This is a genomic window from Chitinibacter sp. SCUT-21, from assembly GCA_041874755.1.
Taxonomy (GTDB): domain Bacteria; phylum Pseudomonadota; class Gammaproteobacteria; order Burkholderiales; family Chitinibacteraceae; genus Chitinibacter.
Map to the genome: position 1 here is coordinate 2480376 of CP102611.1, position 21282 is coordinate 2501657.

General features: G+C 50.6%; 18 protein-coding genes. 14 read left to right on the forward strand and 4 right to left on the reverse strand.

The window, feature by feature from the left end; translation table 11 throughout:
• Positions 1–6: 6 nt before the first annotated feature.
• The gene (locus NT239_11590) at positions 7–1173 is read right to left on the reverse strand and encodes an SAM-dependent methyltransferase (GenBank protein XGA70416.1); all 1167 of its coding nucleotides are present in this window, start codon (positions 1171–1173) and stop codon (positions 7–9) included.
• Between the two features lie 68 nt (positions 1174–1241).
• On the opposite strand from NT239_11590, the gene NT239_11595 reads away from it, so the two are divergent.
• The 8 genes from NT239_11595 to NT239_11630 all read left to right on the forward strand — a co-directional run bounded on the left by NT239_11595 (position 1242) and on the right by NT239_11630 (position 10099).
• Positions 1242–1976, forward strand: coding sequence for a pteridine reductase (locus NT239_11595; protein ID XGA70417.1), 735 nt, complete (start codon positions 1242–1244; stop codon positions 1974–1976).
• A 106-nt stretch (positions 1977–2082) separates the two neighbouring features.
• Positions 2083–3033 (forward strand): tRNA 2-thiocytidine(32) synthetase TtcA, encoded by a 951-nt coding sequence (ttcA, locus tag NT239_11600; GenBank protein ID XGA70418.1) that lies wholly within the window; start codon positions 2083–2085, stop codon positions 3031–3033.
• The gene (locus NT239_11605; GenBank protein ID XGA70419.1) at positions 3033–3821 is read left to right on the forward strand and encodes a fused MFS/spermidine synthase; all 789 of its coding nucleotides are present in this window, start codon (positions 3033–3035) and stop codon (positions 3819–3821) included. Before ttcA ends, NT239_11605 begins: the two co-directional genes overlap by 1 nt.
• Before the next feature lie 139 nt (positions 3822–3960).
• Entirely contained in the window at positions 3961–4464 is a 504-nt protein-coding gene (locus NT239_11610) for an RNA pyrophosphohydrolase (protein XGA70420.1), read from the forward strand.
• Between the two features lie 42 nt (positions 4465–4506).
• Positions 4507–6090 carry a HAMP domain-containing histidine kinase gene (locus NT239_11615; protein ID XGA70421.1) on the forward strand — a complete coding sequence of 528 codons (1584 nt, stop codon included), beginning with the start codon at positions 4507–4509 and terminating at the stop codon, positions 6088–6090.
• Positions 6074–7453 carry a sigma-54 dependent transcriptional regulator gene (locus NT239_11620; protein ID XGA70422.1) on the forward strand — a complete coding sequence of 460 codons (1380 nt, stop codon included), beginning with the start codon at positions 6074–6076 and terminating at the stop codon, positions 7451–7453. The genes NT239_11615 and NT239_11620 overlap by 17 nt, the downstream gene beginning before the upstream one ends.
• Before the next feature lie 54 nt (positions 7454–7507).
• Complete coding sequence (ampD, locus tag NT239_11625) at positions 7508–8098, forward strand: 1,6-anhydro-N-acetylmuramyl-L-alanine amidase AmpD (protein XGA70423.1); 591 nt, start codon at positions 7508–7510, stop codon at positions 8096–8098.
• 108 nt (positions 8099–8206) lie between these two features.
• The gene (locus tag NT239_11630) at positions 8207–10099 is read left to right on the forward strand and encodes a potassium transporter Kup (GenBank protein ID XGA70424.1); all 1893 of its coding nucleotides are present in this window, start codon (positions 8207–8209) and stop codon (positions 10097–10099) included.
• A gap of 24 nt (positions 10100–10123) precedes the next feature.
• Here NT239_11630 and NT239_11635 read toward each other — a convergent pair whose 3' ends face one another.
• From NT239_11635 to argB, 3 genes are all read right to left on the reverse strand, one after another.
• The gene (locus tag NT239_11635; GenBank protein XGA70425.1) at positions 10124–10741 is read right to left on the reverse strand and encodes a pyrimidine 5'-nucleotidase; all 618 of its coding nucleotides are present in this window, start codon (positions 10739–10741) and stop codon (positions 10124–10126) included.
• A gap of 68 nt (positions 10742–10809) precedes the next feature.
• Positions 10810–11241, reverse strand: a complete 432-nt coding sequence (locus NT239_11640) for a CBS domain-containing protein (GenBank protein XGA70426.1) — start codon at positions 11239–11241, stop codon at positions 10810–10812.
• Positions 11242–11351: 110 nt separating this feature from the next.
• The gene (gene argB, locus NT239_11645) at positions 11352–12230 is read right to left on the reverse strand and encodes an acetylglutamate kinase (GenBank protein ID XGA70427.1); all 879 of its coding nucleotides are present in this window, start codon (positions 12228–12230) and stop codon (positions 11352–11354) included.
• 185 nt (positions 12231–12415) lie between these two features.
• On the opposite strand from argB, the gene NT239_11650 reads away from it, so the two are divergent.
• The 6 genes from NT239_11650 to NT239_11675 all read left to right on the forward strand — a co-directional run bounded on the left by NT239_11650 (position 12416) and on the right by NT239_11675 (position 21275).
• Entirely contained in the window at positions 12416–13045 is a 630-nt protein-coding gene (locus tag NT239_11650; GenBank protein ID XGA70428.1) for a TetR/AcrR family transcriptional regulator, read from the forward strand.
• 2 nt (positions 13046–13047) lie between these two features.
• Positions 13048–14139, forward strand: coding sequence for an efflux RND transporter periplasmic adaptor subunit (locus tag NT239_11655; GenBank protein XGA70429.1), 1092 nt, complete (start codon positions 13048–13050; stop codon positions 14137–14139).
• Positions 14132–17206 carry an efflux RND transporter permease subunit gene (locus NT239_11660; protein XGA70430.1) on the forward strand — a complete coding sequence of 1025 codons (3075 nt, stop codon included), beginning with the start codon at positions 14132–14134 and terminating at the stop codon, positions 17204–17206. The genes NT239_11655 and NT239_11660 overlap by 8 nt, the downstream gene beginning before the upstream one ends.
• A 66-nt stretch (positions 17207–17272) precedes the next feature.
• Complete coding sequence (locus tag NT239_11665) at positions 17273–18610, forward strand: TolC family outer membrane protein (GenBank protein XGA70431.1); 1338 nt, start codon at positions 17273–17275, stop codon at positions 18608–18610.
• An 84-nt stretch (positions 18611–18694) separates the two neighbouring features.
• The gene (locus NT239_11670) at positions 18695–19012 is read left to right on the forward strand and encodes an H-NS histone family protein (GenBank protein ID XGA70432.1); all 318 of its coding nucleotides are present in this window, start codon (positions 18695–18697) and stop codon (positions 19010–19012) included.
• A gap of 115 nt (positions 19013–19127) precedes the next feature.
• Positions 19128–21275: a UvrD-helicase domain-containing protein gene (locus NT239_11675; protein XGA70433.1), complete on the forward strand. Its 2148-nt coding sequence runs from the start codon at positions 19128–19130 to the stop codon at positions 21273–21275.
• Positions 21276–21282: the final 7 nt, after the last annotated feature.

Sequence of the window (21282 nt, forward strand, 5' to 3'; positions counted from 1 at the left end):
CAAGGCTTATAGCTCGCCCGAGCGATCTTGCCCACGCAAGCCTGGCGCGGTTGCGCCTTCCAATCCGCGCGAGAAGGCGATGACTTTAAATAATTCGCCCATCTCTGCCTGACCTAATAATTTTTGCAGCGCCGCTGCGGTGCGTAAGTATTCAACCGATTTGCTATCGAGTTGCGCCGCGCGATCCAAAATGCCGCAATCAATTAAATAGCTGGCCTGAGAGGTATAGCCGTCTAGCGCAAGGCCGGATTGCTCTGCGGCGCTATACATCGCAGAAAAATCCACGTGGCACGTTAAATCGGTCAGGCCCGGAAAGTGGAACATATCGTGCACCGTGTGGTGGCGATAATGGCCGATCAGCGTGCCCATGCTGCGCTCGGGATGATAAAACTCGCCGGCTGGAAAACCGTAATCAAGCATTAAAATCATGCCGCGTTTGAGGCTATTGGATAGCGCCTTGATAAAGCCTTGCGCTTCGATCTGGATTTCGCTGGTGTAGCCCGGAATCTGCGGCCACGTGGCGCAAGTGGCCAAAATCGCCGCGTCTTTGCTTGGATCAAGCTGGCGGCTTTCCCATGCGAAACCGTCGTCGTTCGCGACAATGCCGCGCCGTTGCCATTCGCCATCGTGAAGCTGTACGACTTCACACGGCATCGCGTCGAGCACTTCATTGCCAACGATGACGCCGGTAAACTCGCTCGGTAGCGAGTCTAGCCACACCGCGCGATCGGCCAAATGCGGCACCAAGGTTTGCAGCGTTTGCAATTGGCGCTCGCGCAATTCGCCCGATAATTCCAAAATGCCGTATTGCGCCGGCAATTGTTCCAATCGCTCAAGTTCAGCCAGAATTTGCGCCGCCAGTTGCCCCGTTCCCGCGCCGACTTCGATGACATTGCCGCCACTTTCGGCGAGCACATGTGCAATCGTCGTCGCGACGCAGCCGCCAAATAGCGGTGACAAGCCCGGCGCGGTAATAAAATCGCCTGCCGTACCAAACTTAGCCGCGCCGCCGCTGTAATAACCTAAACCGGGCGTGTAGAGCGCGAGTCGCATATAATCGACAAACGGCAGCCAGCCGCCGTTCGCGGCGATTTGCGCGCGAATGTGTTGGCACAGTTGCTCGCTGGCGGCGAGTGCTTCGGGGCTTGGGGTAGGCAGTTGCGCTTGAGTCATGGTGCGGGCAAGTCAAATTCAAACAAAACGCTATTGTATTGGGTTTTCATCGGTGAGATTGCGAAGTGATGAATAAAGTCGTTCTGATTACCGGCGGTGCCAAGCGCGTTGGCGCGGGTATTGCGCGCTATTTGCACGCGCGCGGCTGGCGCGTGTTGCTGCACTATCGTGCATCCAGCGCCGAGGCGCAGGCTTTGGCCGATGAACTCAATGCGCTGCGCGCCGATTCAGTGGCTATTTATCAGCTCGATTTGCTGCAGATTGAACGCTTGCCCGAGCTCGTTGCCGCCGCCATCGCGCAATTTGGCCGCCTTGATGCGGTGATCAATAATGCGTCGTCTTTTTTCCCGACGCCGATTGGCGAGTTTAGCGAGGCGGCGTGGACCGATTTGCTTGGCTCAAACCTGAAAGCGCCGCTGTTTTTAGCACAAGCCGCGTGCGATGAGTTAAAGAAAACCCAAGGCTGCATCGTCAGCATTGCCGATATTCACGTCGAGCGACCTTTTCCGTTGCATACCTTGTATACCGTGGCGAAAGCGGGTTTGGTTGCGATGACTAAATCACTGGCGCGTGAATTAGCGCCAAATGTGCGCGTCAATGCCGTGGCGCCCGGCGCAAATATTTGGCCGGATGACGGGGGTATCTTTACGCAAGAATCGCGCAGTCAGATCTTGGGGTCGATACCACTGGGACGTATTGGTCGGCCCGATGATTTGGCGCAAGCGATTCACTTTTTACTCGAAGCGCCGTATCTGACGGGCGTGGTGTTGCCGGTCGACGGCGGGCGCAGCGTCGTTTTGTAGGCTGTATTGCCGGCTAAAAGGCGCGACTTGTAAGGCGTTTTGCGGTAAAATCGCTGGCAATTCAATCATCTATCACGGGGCGGCCAAGCTGCCCCGTCGCTTTTTTATGACCGATACCGTGCTTACTGACGACGAAGTTGCGCGTCAAACCGAGGCTGCGAAAAAGCAGCAATATAATTTCAATAAACTCGCCAAGCGTTTGCGCCACAATGTGGGCGACGCGATCAATCATTTCAATATGATCGAAGAGGGTGATCGGGTAATGGTGTGTCTGTCGGGCGGCAAAGACAGCTACACGATGCTCGATATTTTGCTCAGCCTGCAAAAATCAGCACCGATTAATTTTTCGATTGTCGCGGTCAATCTCGACCAGAAACAACCGGGTTTTCCTGAGCATGTTTTGCCTGAATATCTGAGCAAAATCGGCGTTGAATACCGCATTGTCGAAGAAGATACGTATTCGATTGTGACGCGCGTGATCGAGCCGGGCAAAACCACCTGTAGCCTGTGTTCACGCCTGCGTCGCGGCATTTTGTACCGCGTGGCCGATGAGCTGGGCGCGACCAAAATTGCTTTGGGTCACCACCGTGATGATATTTTGGCGACGCTGTTTTTGAATATGTTCTACGGCGGCAAACTCAAAGGCATGCCACCGAAATTGGTGTCGGACGACGGCAAGCATATGGTGATTCGCCCGCTGGCTTACTGCAAAGAAAAAGACATCGAGAAATACGCGATCGCGAAAGAATTCCCGATTATTCCGTGCAACCTGTGCGGCTCGCAGCCGAATTTGCAGCGCCAAGTGGTGGGCGAAATGTTGCGCGATTGGGATAAACGCTTTCCTGGCCGTTTGGAGACGATGTTCTCTGCGACGTGCAATGTGGTGCCATCGCATTTGAATGACCCAAGCATTTATGACTTTGTAAACGCCAAAGCTGACGGCACACCGCGCGCTGATGGCGATAAAGCGTTTGATAAAGAAGAATTTAAAGACCCAAGCCGGATTTCGATTTTTGCGACTAAATCGCTCGACAGCGGCTGCGGGAGCGACGATTAATGTTATTTCGCTCTAAACGATTTTCTAAAGCCAACGACGACGACATCGTGATCGATGTGTCAGAAGAGGGCGGCATTCGCAAACTGCATTTTGGTCAAGACGATACGCAAAGCGCGATGAAAATTAACGCGCCAAATGAATTGCTATTGGCCTACTCGCGCTGCGTGTTTGGTAGCCTGCTATTTCTTGATCCGCCGCGCGATATGTTGCTGATTGGTTTGGGTGGCGGCTCGATTGCCAAATGGGTGCATGAATATCTGCCGGAAACCAAGCTCACTTGCGTTGAGTTGCACCAGCAAGTGGTGAATGTGGCGCGCAGCATGTTTTACCTGCCGCCCGACGATGAGCGCTTAACGGTGCTGACCGCCGATGGCGCTGCGCATGTGTACGGCATGGAAGACGAATCGGTCGATATGATTATGATGGACGCGTATTCGTCGACTGGCATTGCCGCGCCACTGGCGAACGCCGATTTTTTCCAAGCATGCAAAAATAAGCTGACCGATAACGGCGTGCTGGCGGTCAATTTGTGGAGTATTGATCGCAAATTTGATCAGTATTGCGCGCAAATTTCGGAAATCTTTGACGGCCGTTTGCTGTGTCTGCCGGCGCGGCAAAAAGGCAATGTGATTGCATTTGCGTTTACCCGTGGGCAAAACAGCCCGCAGTGGGAGCGTTTGGCGGATAAGGCGAAAAAACTCGAAGCGCAATATGGCTTGGAGTTTGGCGAGTTTGTCAGCGATTTGGCCAAAATGAACCCGCATAACGATAGACGTTTGTTTATCTGATTTTACTTTTGTGCTGCAGTAACGGCGTTTGCCGATGTGCCACGCTGAAAGTCGCGCGCAGATTGCATTTAAAGGTTTGCAAGAGCGCGCGGATGTGAAAAAATTAAGGTAATCAACGAAATCTAACATAGGTAGTTTTATGCTCGACCGTGACGGCTATCGGCCAAACGTCGGCATCATCATTGTTAACCGCCAAAACCAAGTGTTTTGGGGCAAACGGGTGCGTGAGCACTCATGGCAGTTCCCGCAGGGTGGTATCAAGCAGGGGGAAACCCCAGAGCAAGCCATGTTCCGCGAGTTGGCCGAAGAAGTTGGTCTATTGCCGGAGCATGTTGAAATCGTCGGTCGGACGCGGGATTGGGTGAAATATGATGTGCCGACCAACTGGGTGCGCCGCGAATGGCGCGGTACCTATAAGGGTCAAAAGCAGATCTGGTTCTTGTTGCGACTGATCGGACGCGATTCCGATGTGTGTTTGCGCAAGACGACGCATCCAGAATTTGATGCGTGGCGCTGGAATGAATATTGGTCGCCGCTGGATGCGGTTATTGAATTCAAGCGCGGGGTCTATGAAGCAGCATTGGGTGAACTGGCGCGTTTAATTGGTCAGACACAAGATCCGCCGCTGTTGGGTGGTAATTAACACACGGGTGGCTTTGGCCGCCCGTTTTTATTTGTGCGAAGAATGACGCAAACCAATCGCAGTATTAGCGAAGCGCTGTGGCGCTCACTGGCCTTATTTAATGTATTTCGATTGCTGACCATTATCGGTTTGATGGTGGGCATCTACACGTTCACCCATGCATCTTGGGCGCGCGGTGACGAGCGCCTCGTTATCTCGGCGATTCTGGGTGTATACACGCTGTTTGCTTTGGTATTTATCTGGGCGATAGCCAAGCGCTGGCCGCGTTTTGATTTGCAATTGTCCTGCCAAGTAATGGTCGATATCACGATGATTGTCGGCTTGATGCATTTTGGTGGGGGAATTAAAAGCGGTCTCGGTATTTTGCTGTTACCGTATCTAGCCGCTGCCGGCTTGATTGCGCGTGGCCGAATGAGTTTGTTTCACGCATCGATTGCGACGATTGCGCTGTTGTTAGAGTTGAGTTGGGCGTACTTGACGGGGGATGTGGACGAAATCAACCCAATGTCGAGCGCGCTGCTATCAATTGCTAGTTTTGCCGTCGCTTGGTTGGCGTTTCGTCTATCCCGTTATGCGGAAGAAAACCGTGTTCTGGCCGAACAGCGTAGTATTGATTTGGCTAATTTAGCTCAGGTCAACGAGCGTATTTTGCAAGACGTGTCCGACGGTGTCTTTGTGGTGGATGAGCAAGGCTTGATCCGCCAATACAATGAACAAGCGGTGCGGGTGACAGGGCTTAGACCCGAAATTGGTTCACAGTTGTCAGCCGATATTCCCGAGTTATCTGCCCCTTTGGCACGTTGGCGCTTGCAGCAGGGTGTGGCGACGGAATTGGTACAAACCGCCGATGGTCGCAATACGCTGCGGGCGCGTTTTGTGCCCTTAAGTGCCGACGGCAATAGTAGCGTGTTAATTTATCTGGAAGACATGGCTCGTTTGCGACGCGAAGCGCAGCAGTTAAAGTTAGCTGCTTTGGGGCGTTTAACGGCCAATTTAGCGCATGAGATTCGCAATCCATTGGGCGCCATTAGCCACGCAGCTGAGCTGTTGCAAGAAGAGGCGAATGAGAGTCCTTATCTGCAAAAACTCACGCGGATTATTACCGATAATAGCCAACGACTTGAGCGGATGGTGAAAGATGTGCTGGAACTTAATCGGCGTGATCGGGTGAATCGACAAGATATTAAGTTGGCTGAATGGTTGGCAACGTTTAATGAACAATTTGAATTGCAAGAAAAAACAGGCGTGGCGATCTCGATAGAATGTGATTCACACGTTTTGGTGCGCTTTGATTCCGGGCATCTACAGCAAGTATTGTGGAATTTGGCGCGCAATGGTTGGCGTTATTGCACCCAAAAAGCCGGTAGTTTGCATATGGTCGTAACCCGTCAACATGATTTTTGGGTGCTCGATGTAGTTAATGATGGGCCGCCTGTGCCGGCGGATGCGCAATCACAATTGTTTGAACCTTTTTTCACCACTGAAAGTAAAGGCACGGGCTTGGGCTTGTACATTGCGCGTGAAATTTGTGCAGCGAATGGTGCTTTGCTCGAATATATCTCGCCGCCCAACGGCGGAGCTTGCTTCCGTATAGTTTTTGGATACTCTGATGGCCAAAAAATCTAAAGTTCTACCGCGCGTGCTCGTCGTCGATGATGAGCCCGATCTGGCTGATTTACTCGAGCTGACCTTATTAAAGATGGGCTTGGATGTGGTCAAAGCGAATGGCGTTAGTGTCGCTAAAAAACAGCTCGATTCACAGCGATTTGATCTGTGCTTAAGTGATATGCGCATGCCGGATGGCGAAGGGCTTGAGTTGGTCAAGCATATCCAAGCTCAGCGTTTAGACGTGCCGATTGCGATTTTTACCGCCTATGGTAGTACCGATAATGCGATTGCCGCGTTGAAAGCGGGCGCTTTTGACTATTTGGCCAAACCTGTTTCGCTGGAGCAACTACGCACCTTGGTTAAATCGGCACTCAAGTTGGAGCCGGTCGAAGCCGCGGTGCAGCAAGCTGTTTCGCCCGACAACCCATTGTTGGGCTCGTCACCCGCGCTGCTGCACGTGCTGGGCTTGGTCGATAAATTGGCGCGTAATTTGGCACCCGTGTATATCACTGGTGAATCAGGCTCGGGTAAAGAGCGGGCCGCACGTTTGATTCACGCTAAATCAGCTCGGGCGGATAAACCGTTTATTGCGGTGAACTGTGGCGCAATTCCTGAAAACCTGATGGAAAGTGAATTTTTTGGTTATCGCAAAGGCGCATTTACCGGTGCCAATGAAGACCGCGATGGTTTTTTTCAGGCAGCGCATGGCGGAACCTTGTTTTTAGATGAAGTCGCCGATTTACCCTTGGCGATGCAGGTGAAATTGCTGCGCGTGATTCAAGAGCGCAAAGTACGCCAAGTCGGTGGCGTGATCGAAACTGATATTGATGTGCGTATTATTTCGGCCACGCACCAAAATCTGGCGAAATGCGTCGAGATCGGCAAGTTTAGGCAAGATTTGTATTATCGGCTGAATGTGATCGAGCTCAAAATGCCGCCGTTGCGGGAAATGGGCGAAGATGTATTGCTGATTGCGCAGGCGGTGCTGAAGAAAATCGCGCAACGACATCATCTCGATGCGCCGACCCTGATGCCCGATGCTTTGCAGGCGCTGCGCCGTTATGATTTTCCGGGCAATGTGCGTGAGCTAGAAAATCTGCTGGAACGTGCATTAGCGCTGTCCGATGGCGCGCATATTTATGCCGAAGATTTGCATATTCAGCAAGATAGCGCCGATCGCGCTGAAGCGCAGGCGGCCAATTTAGGTGACACTTATCCATTGCAGGATTACCTCGATCGCGTGGAAAAAGCGGCAATTTTGGCGGCGCTGGATAAAACCAATTTTAATCGCACCCAAGCTGCAAAACTGCTAGGCATCACGTTCCGTAGCATGCGTTATCGGCTTGATCGCCTTGGAATTTGCCAAGAAGGCGATGAATGATGCAGGGTATTGCTCTGTAGCTATTGTTAAATAATTATTAAGAGGCAATACCCTATGCAGGATTTGCAGCGGTTTCAAATTGATGACGCCGGTTGGTGTGCCGCGGCGCGTTGCGTGCCCAGCCCCAATTGCGATGAACGTACGCCTGCAATGCCTATTGATATGGTCGTCATCCATAATATCCATCTGCCACCTCAGCCGCCCGGATGCCGCGAGTTTGGCGGCGCAGATATTGAGCGGCTGTTTACCAATTGCTTGAATCCAGATGATCATGCTTGTTACGCCGAGTTGGCGAACTTGCGAGTTTCGGCGCATTTTTTGATTCGCCGCGACGGAGAATTACTGCAATTTGTTTCGTGCAATCAACGGGCTTGGCACGCGGGTATTTCTAGCTGGCAAGGACGAGAGCGGTGTAATGATTTTTCGATAGGTATTGAGCTAGAGGGCTCGGATTTCGTGCCTTTTGAAGCCATACAGTATGTGGTGCTGAATAATTTATTATCTGCTTTGGACGTGCGTTACCCATTGCAATCTCTGGTTGGGCATTCTGACATCGCTCCGCTGCGAAAAACTGATCCGGGGCCTTTTTTTGACTGGGCAAATTTGCCTTTGCCGCTGCAGAAATTACGACAAACTGCCTCCTAACGACAAAATGTCTTATTTTGGTGCATTGCCGCAACGTTTGTATTGAAATCATGCATTTACGGTGGAGCGGGCATATAATCCGCTTCCCATTTTGGACAAATTGACATCATGTCTCACCCTCACACCCACGATCCCAAAAAATTGGCCGGCCTTGTTGTTGGCGCGATTGGGGTTGTTTATGGCGATATTGGCACCAGTCCGTTGTATACACTCAAAGAGTGTTTTAACGGCCACGTCCCGCTAGAGCTCAATGCCTTCAATGTTATGGGTATTCTATCGCTGATCTTTTGGGGCCTGATGCTGGTGGTGTCGCTCAAATATGTGGCGGTGATTTTGCAGGCCGACAATCGTGGCGAGGGCGGTATTTTGGCTTTGATGGCCTTGGCGCTGCGCAGTGCGACGAATAATAAGCAAAAAGCGCTCAAGCTAGCGATTTTGGGGATCTTTGGTGCGGCGTTGTTTTCGGGGGAAAGCATCATCACACCGGCCATTTCGGTGCTCTCGGCGTTAGAAGGGATTAGCCTCGTCTCGCATACTTTAGAACCGTATATTCTGCCCGTGGCCATCATGATTATGGTCGCACTGTTTGCGATGCAATCGCGCGGAACCGCACTGGTCGGCAAGCTATTTGGCCCGATTATGGTGACTTGGTTTGTCGTTTTGGCTGTGTTGGGCATCATCAATATTATCAAAGCGCCGCAGGTCTTGGCCTCGGTCAATCCGCTGTATGCGATCGAATTCTTCTTTGCCCATCCGTGGGTGAGCTTTGTGCTGCTCGGCGCGGTGGTGTTGTGTTTGACTGGGGTTGAGGCGCTGTATGCCGATATGGGTCACTTTGGCCGCCCCGCCATTCGATATGCGTGGTTTGTGCTGGTGCTGCCGGCCTTGATGCTGAATTATTTTGGTCAAGGTGCGTTGCTGATTTCAACGCCAGAGGCGATCAAAAATCCGTTTTATTATCTTGCGCCAAGTTGGGCGCATATCCCGCTGGTGATGTTGTCGACGATGGCGACGGTGATTGCGTCACAAGCGGTGATTTCAGGCGCGTTTTCGGTGGCGAATCAAGCGGTGCAATTGGGTTTTTGCCCGCGCATGGATATCCAGCACACTTCAGAGCGTGAGATGGGGCAGATCTATATTCCCGGCATTAATTGGTTCTTGCTGCTGTCGGTTATTCTATTAATTTTGGCGTTTCGCACCTCGAGTAATCTCGCCGCCGCTTATGGTTTTGCCGTGACGTGCACGATGGTAATGACCACATTATTGGCCTTTGTCGTGGCGGGGCATTACTTCACTGGTCGCAAAAAATGGGCATATTGGAGTTTATTGGCCTTCTTGCTGGTGATAGATCTGGCGTTTTTCTCTGCCAATATCCTCAAAATCCACGAAGGCGGCTGGTTCCCACTGATGCTCGGCTTGGTGGCCTTTACTTTGATGATGACGTGGAAGCGTGGCCGAGAATTGCTCTCGACGAAATTGCGCGAAGGAGAAATGCCGCTCTCTGGTTTTGTTGAGAGCTTGGAGTCTAGCCCACCACAGCGTGTCGAAGGGTTGTCGATCTTTATGACCGCCAATTCTGATACGGTGCCGCATGCATTACTGCATAACTTAAAACACAATAAAGTGCTGCACGAGCAGGTCGTGTTCCTCACGATTCGCACCGACGATGTGCCATTCGTACCTAGCCGCGAACGCGTGGTGGTGCGGAAAATGGGTGAATCGTTTTATCAGGTGATTGCTACATTTGGCTTTAAAGAAGAGCCGAGTGTGCCGCTGGTATTGCAGCAAATTACTCAGCTGCAGCCGGAACTGGAATTCGATGATATGAACACCTCGTTCTTCTTATCGCGTGAAACGATTGTTGAGGCGAAATATCCATCGATGAGCTGGTGGCGTAGACGTTTGTTTAGCTTGATGAGTCGGAATGCAACACGTGTGACCAACTTCTTTAAAATCCCACCCAACCGCGTGGTTGAAATGGGGATGCAAGTTGAGTTGTAAAAAAGCAGCCTGCGGGCTGCTTTTTTATTTGACGAGTTGATGTAACTGTTGAATGACCATATCAGCTGCTGGGTGATTGCGGTTTGACGGCCGTAACCACACGGTGCGCATCCCCAGGCGTTTGGCGGTTAAGAGATTATCTACGCTGTCTTCCACCATGATGCATTGCTTGGCTTGAAGCCTAAATTGGCGCAGCATGGCCCGATAGCTACTGCTAAATGGTTTGGGCTGTAGTTTTACTGTATCGATAGCCGCGATGCCGGAGAAATATTGGCTAATTCCGAGTTCAAACAGCATCATCTCGGCATACTGCAGGGGGCCATTGGTAAATAAATATTTTTTACCTGGTAATTGCGCGAGCGTGGACTTTAGCCTGGGCATTGGATGAAGCTGTTGTTTGAGCTGCTGTAATGGGTGGCAGGCGGCAAGAAAATGATGGGGGTTGAGGTGTTGGTGGTGTTTGCGCAAACCCAGCATCGTTGCCCCATAACGTCGCCAGTATTCTTGCCGGATTTGATTAGCTGCATCGTGATTTAGATTGAGGTGAATTTTGAGCCATTCGGTCATCGCCGCATCAATCACTGGAAACGCATGCCGACTGGCATTGTGCAAAGTGTTGTCGAGATCAAAAATCCAATTCATGTTGCGCATCATAAAAATAGCCGACTGGTAAGCCGGCTATTTTATCGTTGAATGTTTAATATGGGCGTTTAACCATAAATGTAATGCGTCATTTGGTCGATAACGAATTCTTGATCGGCGATTTTTTCGCGCACTAAATCGCCAATTGAGAGGATGCCCAGTACCTTGTCGTTTTCCAGCACGGGTAAATGGCGAATGCGCTTTTCGGTCATTAAACCTAAGCAATCATCAACCGTGGCCGTTGGTGGTACACACAGCAATTTGTGGGTCATGATTTCAGAGATTGGTGTGCCAGCCGACGTTTTTCCCATTAATACGACTTTGCGGGCGTAATCGCGTTCAGAAAAAATGCCGACTAATTTTTCACCATCCATAACCAGAATGGCGCCAATATTATTGTCGGCCATGATTTGCAAAGCTTGATATACGGTGCCACTAGGCGCAATAGAGACTGTACGTCGCTCGGCTTTGTCGCCTATTAATTGGCGCGCTGTTTTCATGGATAGACTCCCGTCTGGTGTGGGTACTATCACTTTAGTTGGCGGTAATTAATAGGCAAGAAAAAGGGGCGTTGTTGCGCCCCTTTTTTTGTTAAAACACTGATTTACAATTACTTCGCGCGAATCATCGTACCCACACCTTGCTCGGTTAAAACTTCCAGCAAGAGCGCGTGTTTAACGCGGCCATCAATAATGTGTACTGAATTCACGCCGCTTTTTGCCGCGTCGAGTGCCGAGCCAATTTTTGGCAGCATGCCCCCAGAAATCGTACCGTCGGCAAACAATTCATCAATGCGTTTAGCGGTCAGTTTTGTCAGCAAAGTACCTTCTTTATCCAATACGCCTGGGGTATTGGTCATCAGAATTAATTTCTCGGCTTTCAATACTTCAGCAAGTTTGCCTGCAACGAGGTCGGCATTGATATTTAAGCTTTCGCCCGTTGCATCAACGCCAATCGGTGCGATCACGGGGATAAAATCGGCGGCATCCAAGTGCTGCACGATGGCTGGGTCGATTTTGTCGATTTCGCCGACTTGGCCGATATCGACCGTTTCTTCGCCTGCTTCGTTTTTCAACATCATTTTACGGGCACGAATGAAGTGACTGTCTTGACCGGTTAAACCAATCGCTTTGCCGCCATGCTTATTGATCAGTGACACGATTTCTTTATTAACGTGGCCGCCCAATACCATTTCAACCACGTCCATGGTTTCCGCGTCAGTCACGCGCATGCCCTGAATGAACTCGCCTTTTTTACCAATCCGATCGAGCAAATCATTGATTTGTGGGCCACCACCGTGAACCACGACTGGGTTCATGCCGACTAATTTCAGCAGTACCACGTCGGATGCAAAGCCGTCTTTTAACTCTTCATCGATCATGGCATTGCCGCCGTATTTGATCACGATGGTTTTATCAAAAAAGCGCTGAATATAGGGTAGCGCTTCAGACAGAATTTCGGCTTTGGTTTGGGCGGTGATGTCGTTCATGACTAGCTCCGGCAGCAGATAAAAGAGTGCGCAGATTGTACCGCAGAACAAGCATTGCTTAGCGCGATTTTACAGTGATTTCAGTGACTCTTTTGCTGTTGGAATATGGTTTCAACTGCTTGACGTTGTCATTAAGCAAGGTGGATAATAAATGAACGTTCATTTATTTATTTTCGGTGCGCACTATGAATTGCCCGATCAAGCGCTGGACTCGCCGCAAAGAAGCACGGCCACAGGAAATACTGGCAGCCGCATTATGTTTGTTTGTCGAAAAAGGCTATGCCGCAACCAAGATTGAAGACATCGCGCGTGCCGCAGGGGTGACGCGCGGCACGCCGTATTTGTACTTTGCTAATAAAGAAGAAATTTTCAAAGCGGTGATCAGCGAGCTATTGCTGCCGCAAATCGCGCAAGGCGACGAAATTGTCAACGGCTGGCAAGGCTCGGCGCGTGATTTATTTATCGAGTTGATGCGTTTTTGGTGGGGACAAATGCGTAACCCGCAGCTTTCCGCATTGCCTAAACTCATGCTCGCCGAAGGCGGTAATTTTCCTGATGTATTGGAGCTGTATCGTGAAGGCTATGTGCAATCAGGCAACGCGCTGATTCGCCGTGTGCTGCAACTGGGTATCGACCAAGGCGAATTTACGCCCTGTGATTTGGATTACGCAGTCCATGTGGTGTGTTCGCCCGTCATTATGGCCCTGATCTCGCAGCACTCTTTGAACTGTTTACCCCCCGATTATGATCCGGAACGTTATTTACAAACGATTTTGGATATTTTGTTAACCGGACTTATGCACCGCAAAGGCTAAGCATGAAACTCCTTACTATCGTCGCGCTTTTGGGCGCATTTACCTTGGTTGGCTGCCAAAAACCAGTAGAAACTGTGCAAGATATTCGTCCGGTGCGAACGATGACGGTGGGGGCGCTACACGCGAGTTCCATTGGTGAAGTCTATAGCGGTGAAGTCAAAGCCCGCCATATTGTGCCGATGGGCTTTCGCATCGGCGGCAAGATTAATGCGCGCCCGATTAATGTGGGCGATGTGGTCAATAAAGGCCAAGTCTTAGCGACGCTAGATCCGAGCGACGTGCGCCTGACCGCCGATGCCGCGCGCGCGCAGTTTGAATCGAGCAAGGCGCAATTGGCGCAAGCTGAGCTCGATTACCAGCGTGGCAAAGAGTTGCTCGCGCAAAAATTCATTAGCCAAGCCGAAGTTGATAAACGCTTTACGCTGCTCACCGCGGCCAGACAAACCTTTGAGCAAGCGCGCTCGCAATCGCAATTGGCGCAAAATCAAAGTAATTACGCGCAACTCATTGCTGATCAATCAGGCATTGTCACCGCCACCTTGGCCGAGCCCGGCTCTGTCGTCGCGGCAGGGCAAGCCGTATTGCAGTTGGCGAAAGATGGCGATCGTGAAGCGGTGATCGATGTGCCGGAAAACAAAGTCAAAGCCTGGCGCGAAGGCCAAAAGGTGACCGTATCGCTGTGGGCGGGTGAGCAAAGTGATTTTGAAGGCGTGATCCGTGAAGTGGCGCCAGCGGCTGACGCACTCACTCGCACCTATCGCGTTAAAGTGACTTTACCAAAATCGGACAATATCAAGCTGGGTATGACTCTGCAGGTAAAACAGCAAGCTGATCAGAAAGAGATACTTGCAGGTGTATCTTTGCCTTTGCCCGCTTTGTTTGGTAAAGAGCAAGCGCAGCGCGTTTGGCTGGTGAGCAATATCAAGGGCGAGCAAGGCGTGGTGAAAAGCATTCCGGTGAGCATTGTTGGCGTAGCTGGCTCAACGGTGAAAGTGAGCGGCGTACAAGCGGGCCAAGTGGTTGTCACTGCGGGTGCCAATTTGCTGCGCGAAGGCCAGCAAGTGCGCGTGTTGGCGGGGGCGAGCCATGACTAAGCCGAGCGAGTCTTTTAATTTATCGGCGTGGGCACTTAAGCACCAATCGCTGGTGCTGTATCTGATGGCGGTGCTGTCGCTGGCTGGGATTTTGGCCTACACGCAGCTGGGGCAAAAAGAAGACCCAGAATTTACTTTTAAAGCGATGGTCGTGCGCTCGTTCTGGCCCGGTGCTTCAGCAAGCGAAGTCGAGCAACAAGTCACCGATAAGCTCGAAGAAGCGCTGCAGGGCATTGCGTATATTGATTACACCAAAAGCTATTCTCGTGCGGGCGAATCGCTGATCACGATTATGCTGTACGAGCATGTGCGCGCCAAAGAGGTGAACGACGCTTGGTATCAAGTCCGCAAACGCTTGAACGACACCAAAGGTAAGTTGCCGCAAGGCGTGGCGGGGCCATTTTTTAACGATGAATTTGGCGAAACCTATGGCAGCTTGTATGCGTTTACCGCCGATGGTTTTAGCTCGGCAGAACTCAAAGAATACGTTGAAAAAGTACGTACCGAGCTGCTGCGCATTCGCGATATCAATAAAGCCACGTTGATTGGCGCGCAAGATGAAAAAATCTACGTGCAATACAGTAGCGCCAAGCTCGCAACGATGGGCGTGACGCCGTTTCAAATCAACCAAGTGCTGGCGGCGACCAATACGATGAGTCCCGCTGGGGTCGTGGAGGGGCAGGATGAGCGTGTGTTTTTGCGCGTGACCGGTGGCTTTGATGCTATCGATACGATTAAGAATACGCCAGTTACGATCAACGATCGCACCTTCAAAGTCGGCGATGTGGCCGATGTGTTTCGCGCCAATATCAACCCGGCAACGAGCAAAATGCGCTTTGCCTTGCAGGGCAATACTGGGCAAGAAGCGATTGGGCTTGGTATTTCAATGAAGCAGGGCGGCAATGTGCTGGCGATGGGTAAGCAGATTGATGCCACGCTGGAAAAAATGAAACGCGATTTGCCGATTGGTATCGAGTTTCACGCGGTATCCGATCAGCCTGCAGTGGTGAAAAACGCTGTGCATATTTTTATGAAATCGCTGCTCGAAGCGGTGGTGATTGTCTTGGCGGTGAGCTTTCTATCGCTGGGCTGGCGCACGGGCATAGTGGTGGCCTTGTCGATTCCGCTGGTGTTGGCACTGACTTTCTTATTTATGAAAGTGTTTAATCTGGAATTGCAGCGCATTTCGCTTGGCGCTTTGGTGATTGCCTTGGGGTTGCTAGTTGACGACGCGATCATCGCAGTTGAGATGATGGCGCTGAAACTCGAAGAAGGTTGGGATAAATTTCGTGCCGCAACCTTTGCCTATACCTCGACAGCGTTTCCTATGCTAACGGGTACGCTCATTACTGCGGCGGGGTTTCTGCCGGTAGGTCTTGCTAAATCGAATGCCGGTGAATATACCTTCTCAATTTTTGCTGTAGTGGGTTTGGCGCTGATTCTGTCGTGGGTCGTTGCGGTCTTGTTTACGCCGTATCTGGGCTATCACCTGTTGCCAGAAAATCTGAAGCCGCATGGTTCGCACGATGCGCATTCTGGGAAGTTTTATACCCGTTTTCGCCGCGCAGTCACGTGGTGCATTACCTACCGCAAAACGACGATTGCACTGACTGCTGGGGCGTTTGTGGCGTCGGTGCTGCTGTTTGCGGTGGCGGTGCCCAAGCAGTTTTTCCCCGCGTCCAGCCGGCCAGAGTTAATGGTTGATCTGTGGTTACCGTATACCGCATCGTATGAAGCGACCGAGCGCGAGGTGAAAAAGATCGAAGCGATCATGCTGAAAGACCCAGATGTAGTCTCGGTGACAAGCTACGTTGGTGTCGGTTCGCCGCGTTACTACATGCCGCTCGATGAGCAAATGCCGAATTTGAATTTTGGCCAGCTCACGGTGATGACCAAGGATGAACACGTTCGCGAGAATGTATTAAAGCGAATTAAAACGCTGTTTGCCAATGATTTTGCTAGCGTGCGAGGTCGGGTGACACGGCTGGAAAACGGCCCACCGGTGGGTTACCCAGTGCAGTTTCGCATTATTGGCGACGACCAGAAAAAACTAAAAGAAATCGCCGAACTGGTGGCCGAGCCGATGCGTGCGCATCCTAACTTGCGTCAAGTGCATACCGACTGGGGCGAGAAGGTCAAAGTCGTACGTCTGAATATTGATCAGGATAAATTGCGCCAATTGGGGCTAACCAGCCAGCAATTATCGCAAACGCTACAAATGGCCGTGTCGGGTGTCACTGCGACGCAATTGCGCGAAGATAATTTGCTCATCGATGTGGTTAGCCGGCTCGAAGACGCCGAGCGCACGCAGCTCGACTTTTTGGAAAACTTGCCCATTGCCTTACCAAACGGGCGTAGTGTGCCATTGGCGCAGATCGCCAAGTTATCGATCGAAAACGAGGAAAGCATTATCTGGCGGCGTAATCGCGTTCCTGCACTGACGGTCAGAGCCGACGTCAGCGGTGCGCAAGCCCCTGATGTGTCGATGGCTTTACTACCGAAAATGAAAGAGATCGAAGCTAAGCTGCCCGTGGGGTATCACATCGAAGCGGGCGGCACATTGGAAGCATCGAAGATTAGCCAAGATTCGATTGCTGCGGTGATGCCCTTAATGCTGATTGTGGTGATGACTTTATTGATGCTGCAATTGCAAAGTATTCAGCGTATGTTGATGGTATTGCTGACCGCGCCGCTTGGCATGATTGGTGTCACGCTGGCTTTGTTATTGTTTCAAGCGCCATTCGGTTTTGTTGCCACGCTGGGGGTAATTGCGCTATCGGGCATGATTATGCGCAATTCAGTGATTTTAATGGATCAAATCGAGCAAGATATTGCCGCGGGCGTTACGCCATGGGATGCCGTCATCGATTCGGCGGTACGACGTTTTAGGCCGATTATGCTGACGGCGCTGGCGGCGATTTTGGCGATGATTCCACTGACGCGCGATACCTTTTGGGGGCCGATGGCGATTGCAATTATGGGCGGCTTATTTGTGGCCACGGTGCTGACACTGTTGTTTTTGCCTGCACTGTATGCCGCATGGTTCCGCTTGAAGCCTAGCAATTAAATGATTTCCTGCAGTCAACGTTTTGGCAGATAAAACGTTGATAGAACAAATGCAAAAGGTTAAACAATGAAATTAAAATCAAGCTTAATGGGTTTGAGTTTGCTGTGCCTGTATGCGCAAAGTGGTGCGGCAGATTTACTGCAATCGTGGCAAGCGGCATCTAAATATGATGCACAAATATCCGCTGCCCGTAATGCGCAAATCGCTGGACAAGAAAAAGCCGAACAAGGGCAGGCTTTATTACTCCCCAAAATCACGCTCAATGGCAGCACCGCATATTCGCAAACAGAATATCAACCGGGGCGTAGTGGTTTGCCCGATACAAAAGGCGATGGCGAAAGCTATGGATATTCGATTTCAGCTGCGCAGCCGATCTACCGCGCCGAAGCTTTTGCTGCCGCCGATCAATTAAAGAAACAAACGGATTTAGCGAATCTGCAATATCGGCTGGCGGAGCAAGATTTAATCTTGCGCGTAGCAAAAACCTATTTTGAGTTGATTGCAGCGCAAGAAAAAGTGCAATTGGTTCAGGCGCAAAAACAAGCAGTGGCCGAGCAATTGGCTTTTGCGAAAAAATCATTCGAAGTGGGTGTGGCGACGATCACCGATACCGATGAAGCACAGGCGAGTTTTGATAGCATTTTGGCGGCAGAAATTTTGGCGCAAAATGATTTAGCGGTGAAGGCGAGTGCTTATACGCTATTAACTGGGCTAGATGCAAAGCAATTGGCCAGCATTGGTGATCAACATCAGCCAACCGCTCCTGTTCCAAATGATTTAGCCGCTTGGCTAGAAAAATCTCAGGCGAATAGTTTAAGCAATACGGGTCAACAATTGGCCTTAGATATTGCGACACGTGAAATAGACAAATATAAGGCTTTGAGTGCCCCAACCTTAGATTTAGTGGCCAGCTATGGCAATGATTGGACGGGAAGTGGATTATCGCGTTCGGGGGCGACGGATCAAAGCAATGCTGGTGCCATTAAATTGCAATTATCAATTCCAATTTATACCGGTGGCGATCGCTCTTCTCGGTTGCGTGAAGCGGCTGCAAAAAAAGATCAGCAGCGCGATACGGTCGAGGCGACTCGGCGCGATGTTGAGCAATCTACGAAACAAGCATTTTTAGGTGTTAACGCTGGAGCTGCGCAAATTCGTGCTTTACAGCAAGTTTTAAAGTCGAGTGAAAGTCTACTGGCTTCAAGTAAATTAGGCCGTGAAGTAGGGGTAAGAACAACGATCGATGTCTTGAATGCCGAACAGAAATATTATGCCACGCGATATGATTTAGTCGTGGCGCGTTACACCTATCTTTATGCTCGATTACTACTCGCGGCGGCCGCTGGCGAATTGGCAGAAAAAGACCTAATTGCTGTGAACGAATGGTTGGTAAAAAATAATTAATTAATTATTTCACCTTGAATAATTTAAAATCGGGCCTCATAATCATAGGGTATAGTAATTAATCAGCCTTTCGGGAGTAATGCAATGGATTTATCAAACTTCGATTATCAGCAATTGGTTGAACTACGCGCTCAAGTTGACGTTGAGTTGGTGCGTCGTAAAGAGCAAGAAAAAGCACGTATCTTGAGCCAATTGCAAAGCGCAGCAGCTGCAAGCGGTTTCACTGTGGCTGAATTGCTTGGTGAAGTATCAGGCGGCAAAAAAGGCAGCAAAAAGCCAGTTAAAGCACAATACGCTAATCCAAGCGATCCAAGCCAAACTTGGACTGGCCGTGGCCGTAAACCACAGTGGGTACACGATGCATTGGCAAATGGCGCTACTTTGGACAGTATTCGTATCTAATTGCACGCCAAGATCAAAAAAATGGGGCAGCGATAGCTGCCCTTTTTTTTGCCTCCCCCAAGGCGCAATTTCCGCGCTAATATAGCTAGCTTAAGCCTTAATAGTAGAAACCCTTATGTCACACCCATTAACTGCCAAACTCAATCCAGAACAAGCTGCTGCCGTTGAATTACCCGCAGAGCATGCGCTTATTTTAGCGGGAGCGGGCAGTGGTAAAACACGGGTATTAACAACACGAATTGCATGGTTATTATCGACGGGGCAGATTAGTCCTTCGGGATTAATGGCGGTGACATTTACGAATAAGTCCGCCAAAGAAATGATGTCGCGGATTACCGGTATGTTGCCATTAAACCCACGCGGTTTATGGGTGGGTACTTTTCACGGTTTATGTAATCGAATGTTACGTTTGCATCATCGTGATGCCGGATTGCCAGAAACGTTTCCAATTTTAGATACACAAGAGCAATTAGCTGCGATTAAACGAGTATTAAAACTACTTAATTTAGACGACGACAAATTTCCGCCGCGCACAATACAGCATTACATCAATGGGCATAAAGAGAATGGCCGCCGAGCGGGTGATGTTGATGCATGGGATGATTATTCTCGCCATTTGCGAATTGCATATGAAGAATACGAAAAACAATGTAATCGCGAAGGCGTGGCTGATTTTTCAGAATTGCTGCTGCGCTGTTATGAATTGCTTAGCCATAATGCAGCGATACGCGCACATTATCAGCAACGATTTGCGCATATTTTGGTCGATGAGTTTCAAGATACTAATCGCTTGCAATACGCATGGTTGCGATTATTGGCCGGGGATAAAGGCGCGATCTTCGCCGTGGGTGACGATGATCAATCGATTTACGCTTTCCGTGGCGCGAACGTTGGCAATATGCAGGATTTTCAACGCGATTACGCGGTCAAGCACGTGATTCGCTTGGAGCAAAACTATCGCAGCCACGGCAATATCTTAGATGCAGCCAATGCGGTGATTGCCAATAATAAGCAGCGCTTAGGCAAGCAATTATGGACCGAAGCCAGCACCGGTGAGCCGATTCGCGTGTTTGAAGGTGCGAGTGATTTTGAAGAATCGCAGTTTATCGTCGAAGAGGCGCAAACCTTAATCCGCGAAGGCATGCCGCCTTCTGAGGTCGCCATTTTGTACCGCAGCAATGCGCAATCGCGCATTATCGAGCACGCGCTGTTTAGCGCTGGCGTGCCGTACCGAGTGTATGGCGGTTTGCGCTTTTTTGAGCGCCAAGAGATCAAGCACGCGCTGGCCTATTTGCGCCTGATCGCTAATCCGTCGGACGATAATGCTTTGCTGCGCGTGATTAATTTCCCAACCCGTGGCATTGGCGCGCGTTCGGTCGAAAGTGTGCAAGAAAAAGCGCGTTTAGAAGGTTCTACACTGTGGCAAGCGGCGTGCGGTGTGGGTGGGCGCAGCGCCGCGTCGATTGGCAAGTTTGTGCATATGATCGAAGCGATGCGCAATCAGGCCGATGGCCTGCCGATGACCGAAATCGTCGACATGATGCTCGACTTATCGGGTTTGCTCGAGCACTACCGCAATGAAAAAGATGGCGAAGAGCGCGTTGCCAACTTGGAAGAATTGATCAACGCAGCAGCCACCTTCCAAGTCGAAGAAGATCAAAACCCACTGATCGCGTTTTTATCGCACGCCAGCCTTGAGGCGGGCGACCATCAAGCAGGAGCGCACGAAGAAGCGCTGCAGTTGATGACGGTACACGCGGCCAAAGGCTTGGAATTTAAAGCGGTGTTTTTATCTGGCCTCGAAGAAGGCTTATTCCCACACGACAATAGCGCCAACGATCCGCAAGGCATCGAGGAAGAGCGTCGCCTGATGTATGTGGCGATTACGCGCGCACGCGAACGCCTGTATCTGACTTTGGCACAAAGCCGCATGCTGCATGGTCAAACACGTTACGGCGTAGCCAGCCGCTTTATGGATGAAATTCCGCAAAATTTGATGAAATTTTTAAACCGTGGTTATGCGCCAAGTAGCTACAGCTCGGGTAATAGCTATAGTGGCAATAGTAGCTACGCCGCGCCAGCGGTCAATAAATCCACGCCTGAGCATGGTTTGGGGATCGGAACACAAGTTGAGCACCATAAATTTGGTCGCGGCATTGTGACCGACCACGAAGGTGGCGCTAGCGGCAATGTGCAGGTGAATTTTGAGCTGCATGGCAGTAAATGGCTGGCGGTGGCGTATGCCAAGCTCACAGTGATCTAAGGGTATT

Bases quoted from the DNA above. Each gene is read 5' to 3' on its own strand.
- NT239_11590 (XGA70416.1), bottom strand. From the start codon at position 1,173: ATGACTCAAGCGCAACTGCCTACCCCAAGCCCCGAAGCACTCGCCGCC.
- NT239_11670 (XGA70432.1), top strand. From the start codon at position 18,695: ATGGATTTATCAAACTTCGATTATCAGCAATTGGTTGAACTACGCGCT.
- NT239_11640 (XGA70426.1), bottom strand. From the start codon at position 11,241: ATGAAAACAGCGCGCCAATTAATAGGCGACAAAGCCGAGCGACGTACA.
- NT239_11630 (XGA70424.1), top strand. From the start codon at position 8,207: ATGTCTCACCCTCACACCCACGATCCCAAAAAATTGGCCGGCCTTGTT.
- NT239_11660 (XGA70430.1), top strand. From the start codon at position 14,132: ATGACTAAGCCGAGCGAGTCTTTTAATTTATCGGCGTGGGCACTTAAG.
- NT239_11635 (XGA70425.1), bottom strand. From the start codon at position 10,741: ATGAATTGGATTTTTGATCTCGACAACACTTTGCACAATGCCAGTCGG.
- NT239_11605 (XGA70419.1), top strand. From the start codon at position 3,033: ATGTTATTTCGCTCTAAACGATTTTCTAAAGCCAACGACGACGACATC.
- NT239_11665 (XGA70431.1), top strand. From the start codon at position 17,273: ATGAAATTAAAATCAAGCTTAATGGGTTTGAGTTTGCTGTGCCTGTAT.
- NT239_11620 (XGA70422.1), top strand. From the start codon at position 6,074: ATGGCCAAAAAATCTAAAGTTCTACCGCGCGTGCTCGTCGTCGATGAT.
- NT239_11610 (XGA70420.1), top strand. From the start codon at position 3,961: ATGCTCGACCGTGACGGCTATCGGCCAAACGTCGGCATCATCATTGTT.
- NT239_11675 (XGA70433.1), top strand. From the start codon at position 19,128: ATGTCACACCCATTAACTGCCAAACTCAATCCAGAACAAGCTGCTGCC.
- NT239_11615 (XGA70421.1), top strand. From the start codon at position 4,507: ATGACGCAAACCAATCGCAGTATTAGCGAAGCGCTGTGGCGCTCACTG.
- NT239_11595 (XGA70417.1), top strand. From the start codon at position 1,242: ATGAATAAAGTCGTTCTGATTACCGGCGGTGCCAAGCGCGTTGGCGCG.
- ttcA (XGA70418.1), top strand. From the start codon at position 2,083: ATGACCGATACCGTGCTTACTGACGACGAAGTTGCGCGTCAAACCGAG.
- NT239_11650 (XGA70428.1), top strand. From the start codon at position 12,416: ATGAATTGCCCGATCAAGCGCTGGACTCGCCGCAAAGAAGCACGGCCA.
- argB (XGA70427.1), bottom strand. From the start codon at position 12,230: ATGAACGACATCACCGCCCAAACCAAAGCCGAAATTCTGTCTGAAGCG.
- ampD (XGA70423.1), top strand. From the start codon at position 7,508: ATGCAGGATTTGCAGCGGTTTCAAATTGATGACGCCGGTTGGTGTGCC.
- NT239_11655 (XGA70429.1), top strand. From the start codon at position 13,048: ATGAAACTCCTTACTATCGTCGCGCTTTTGGGCGCATTTACCTTGGTT.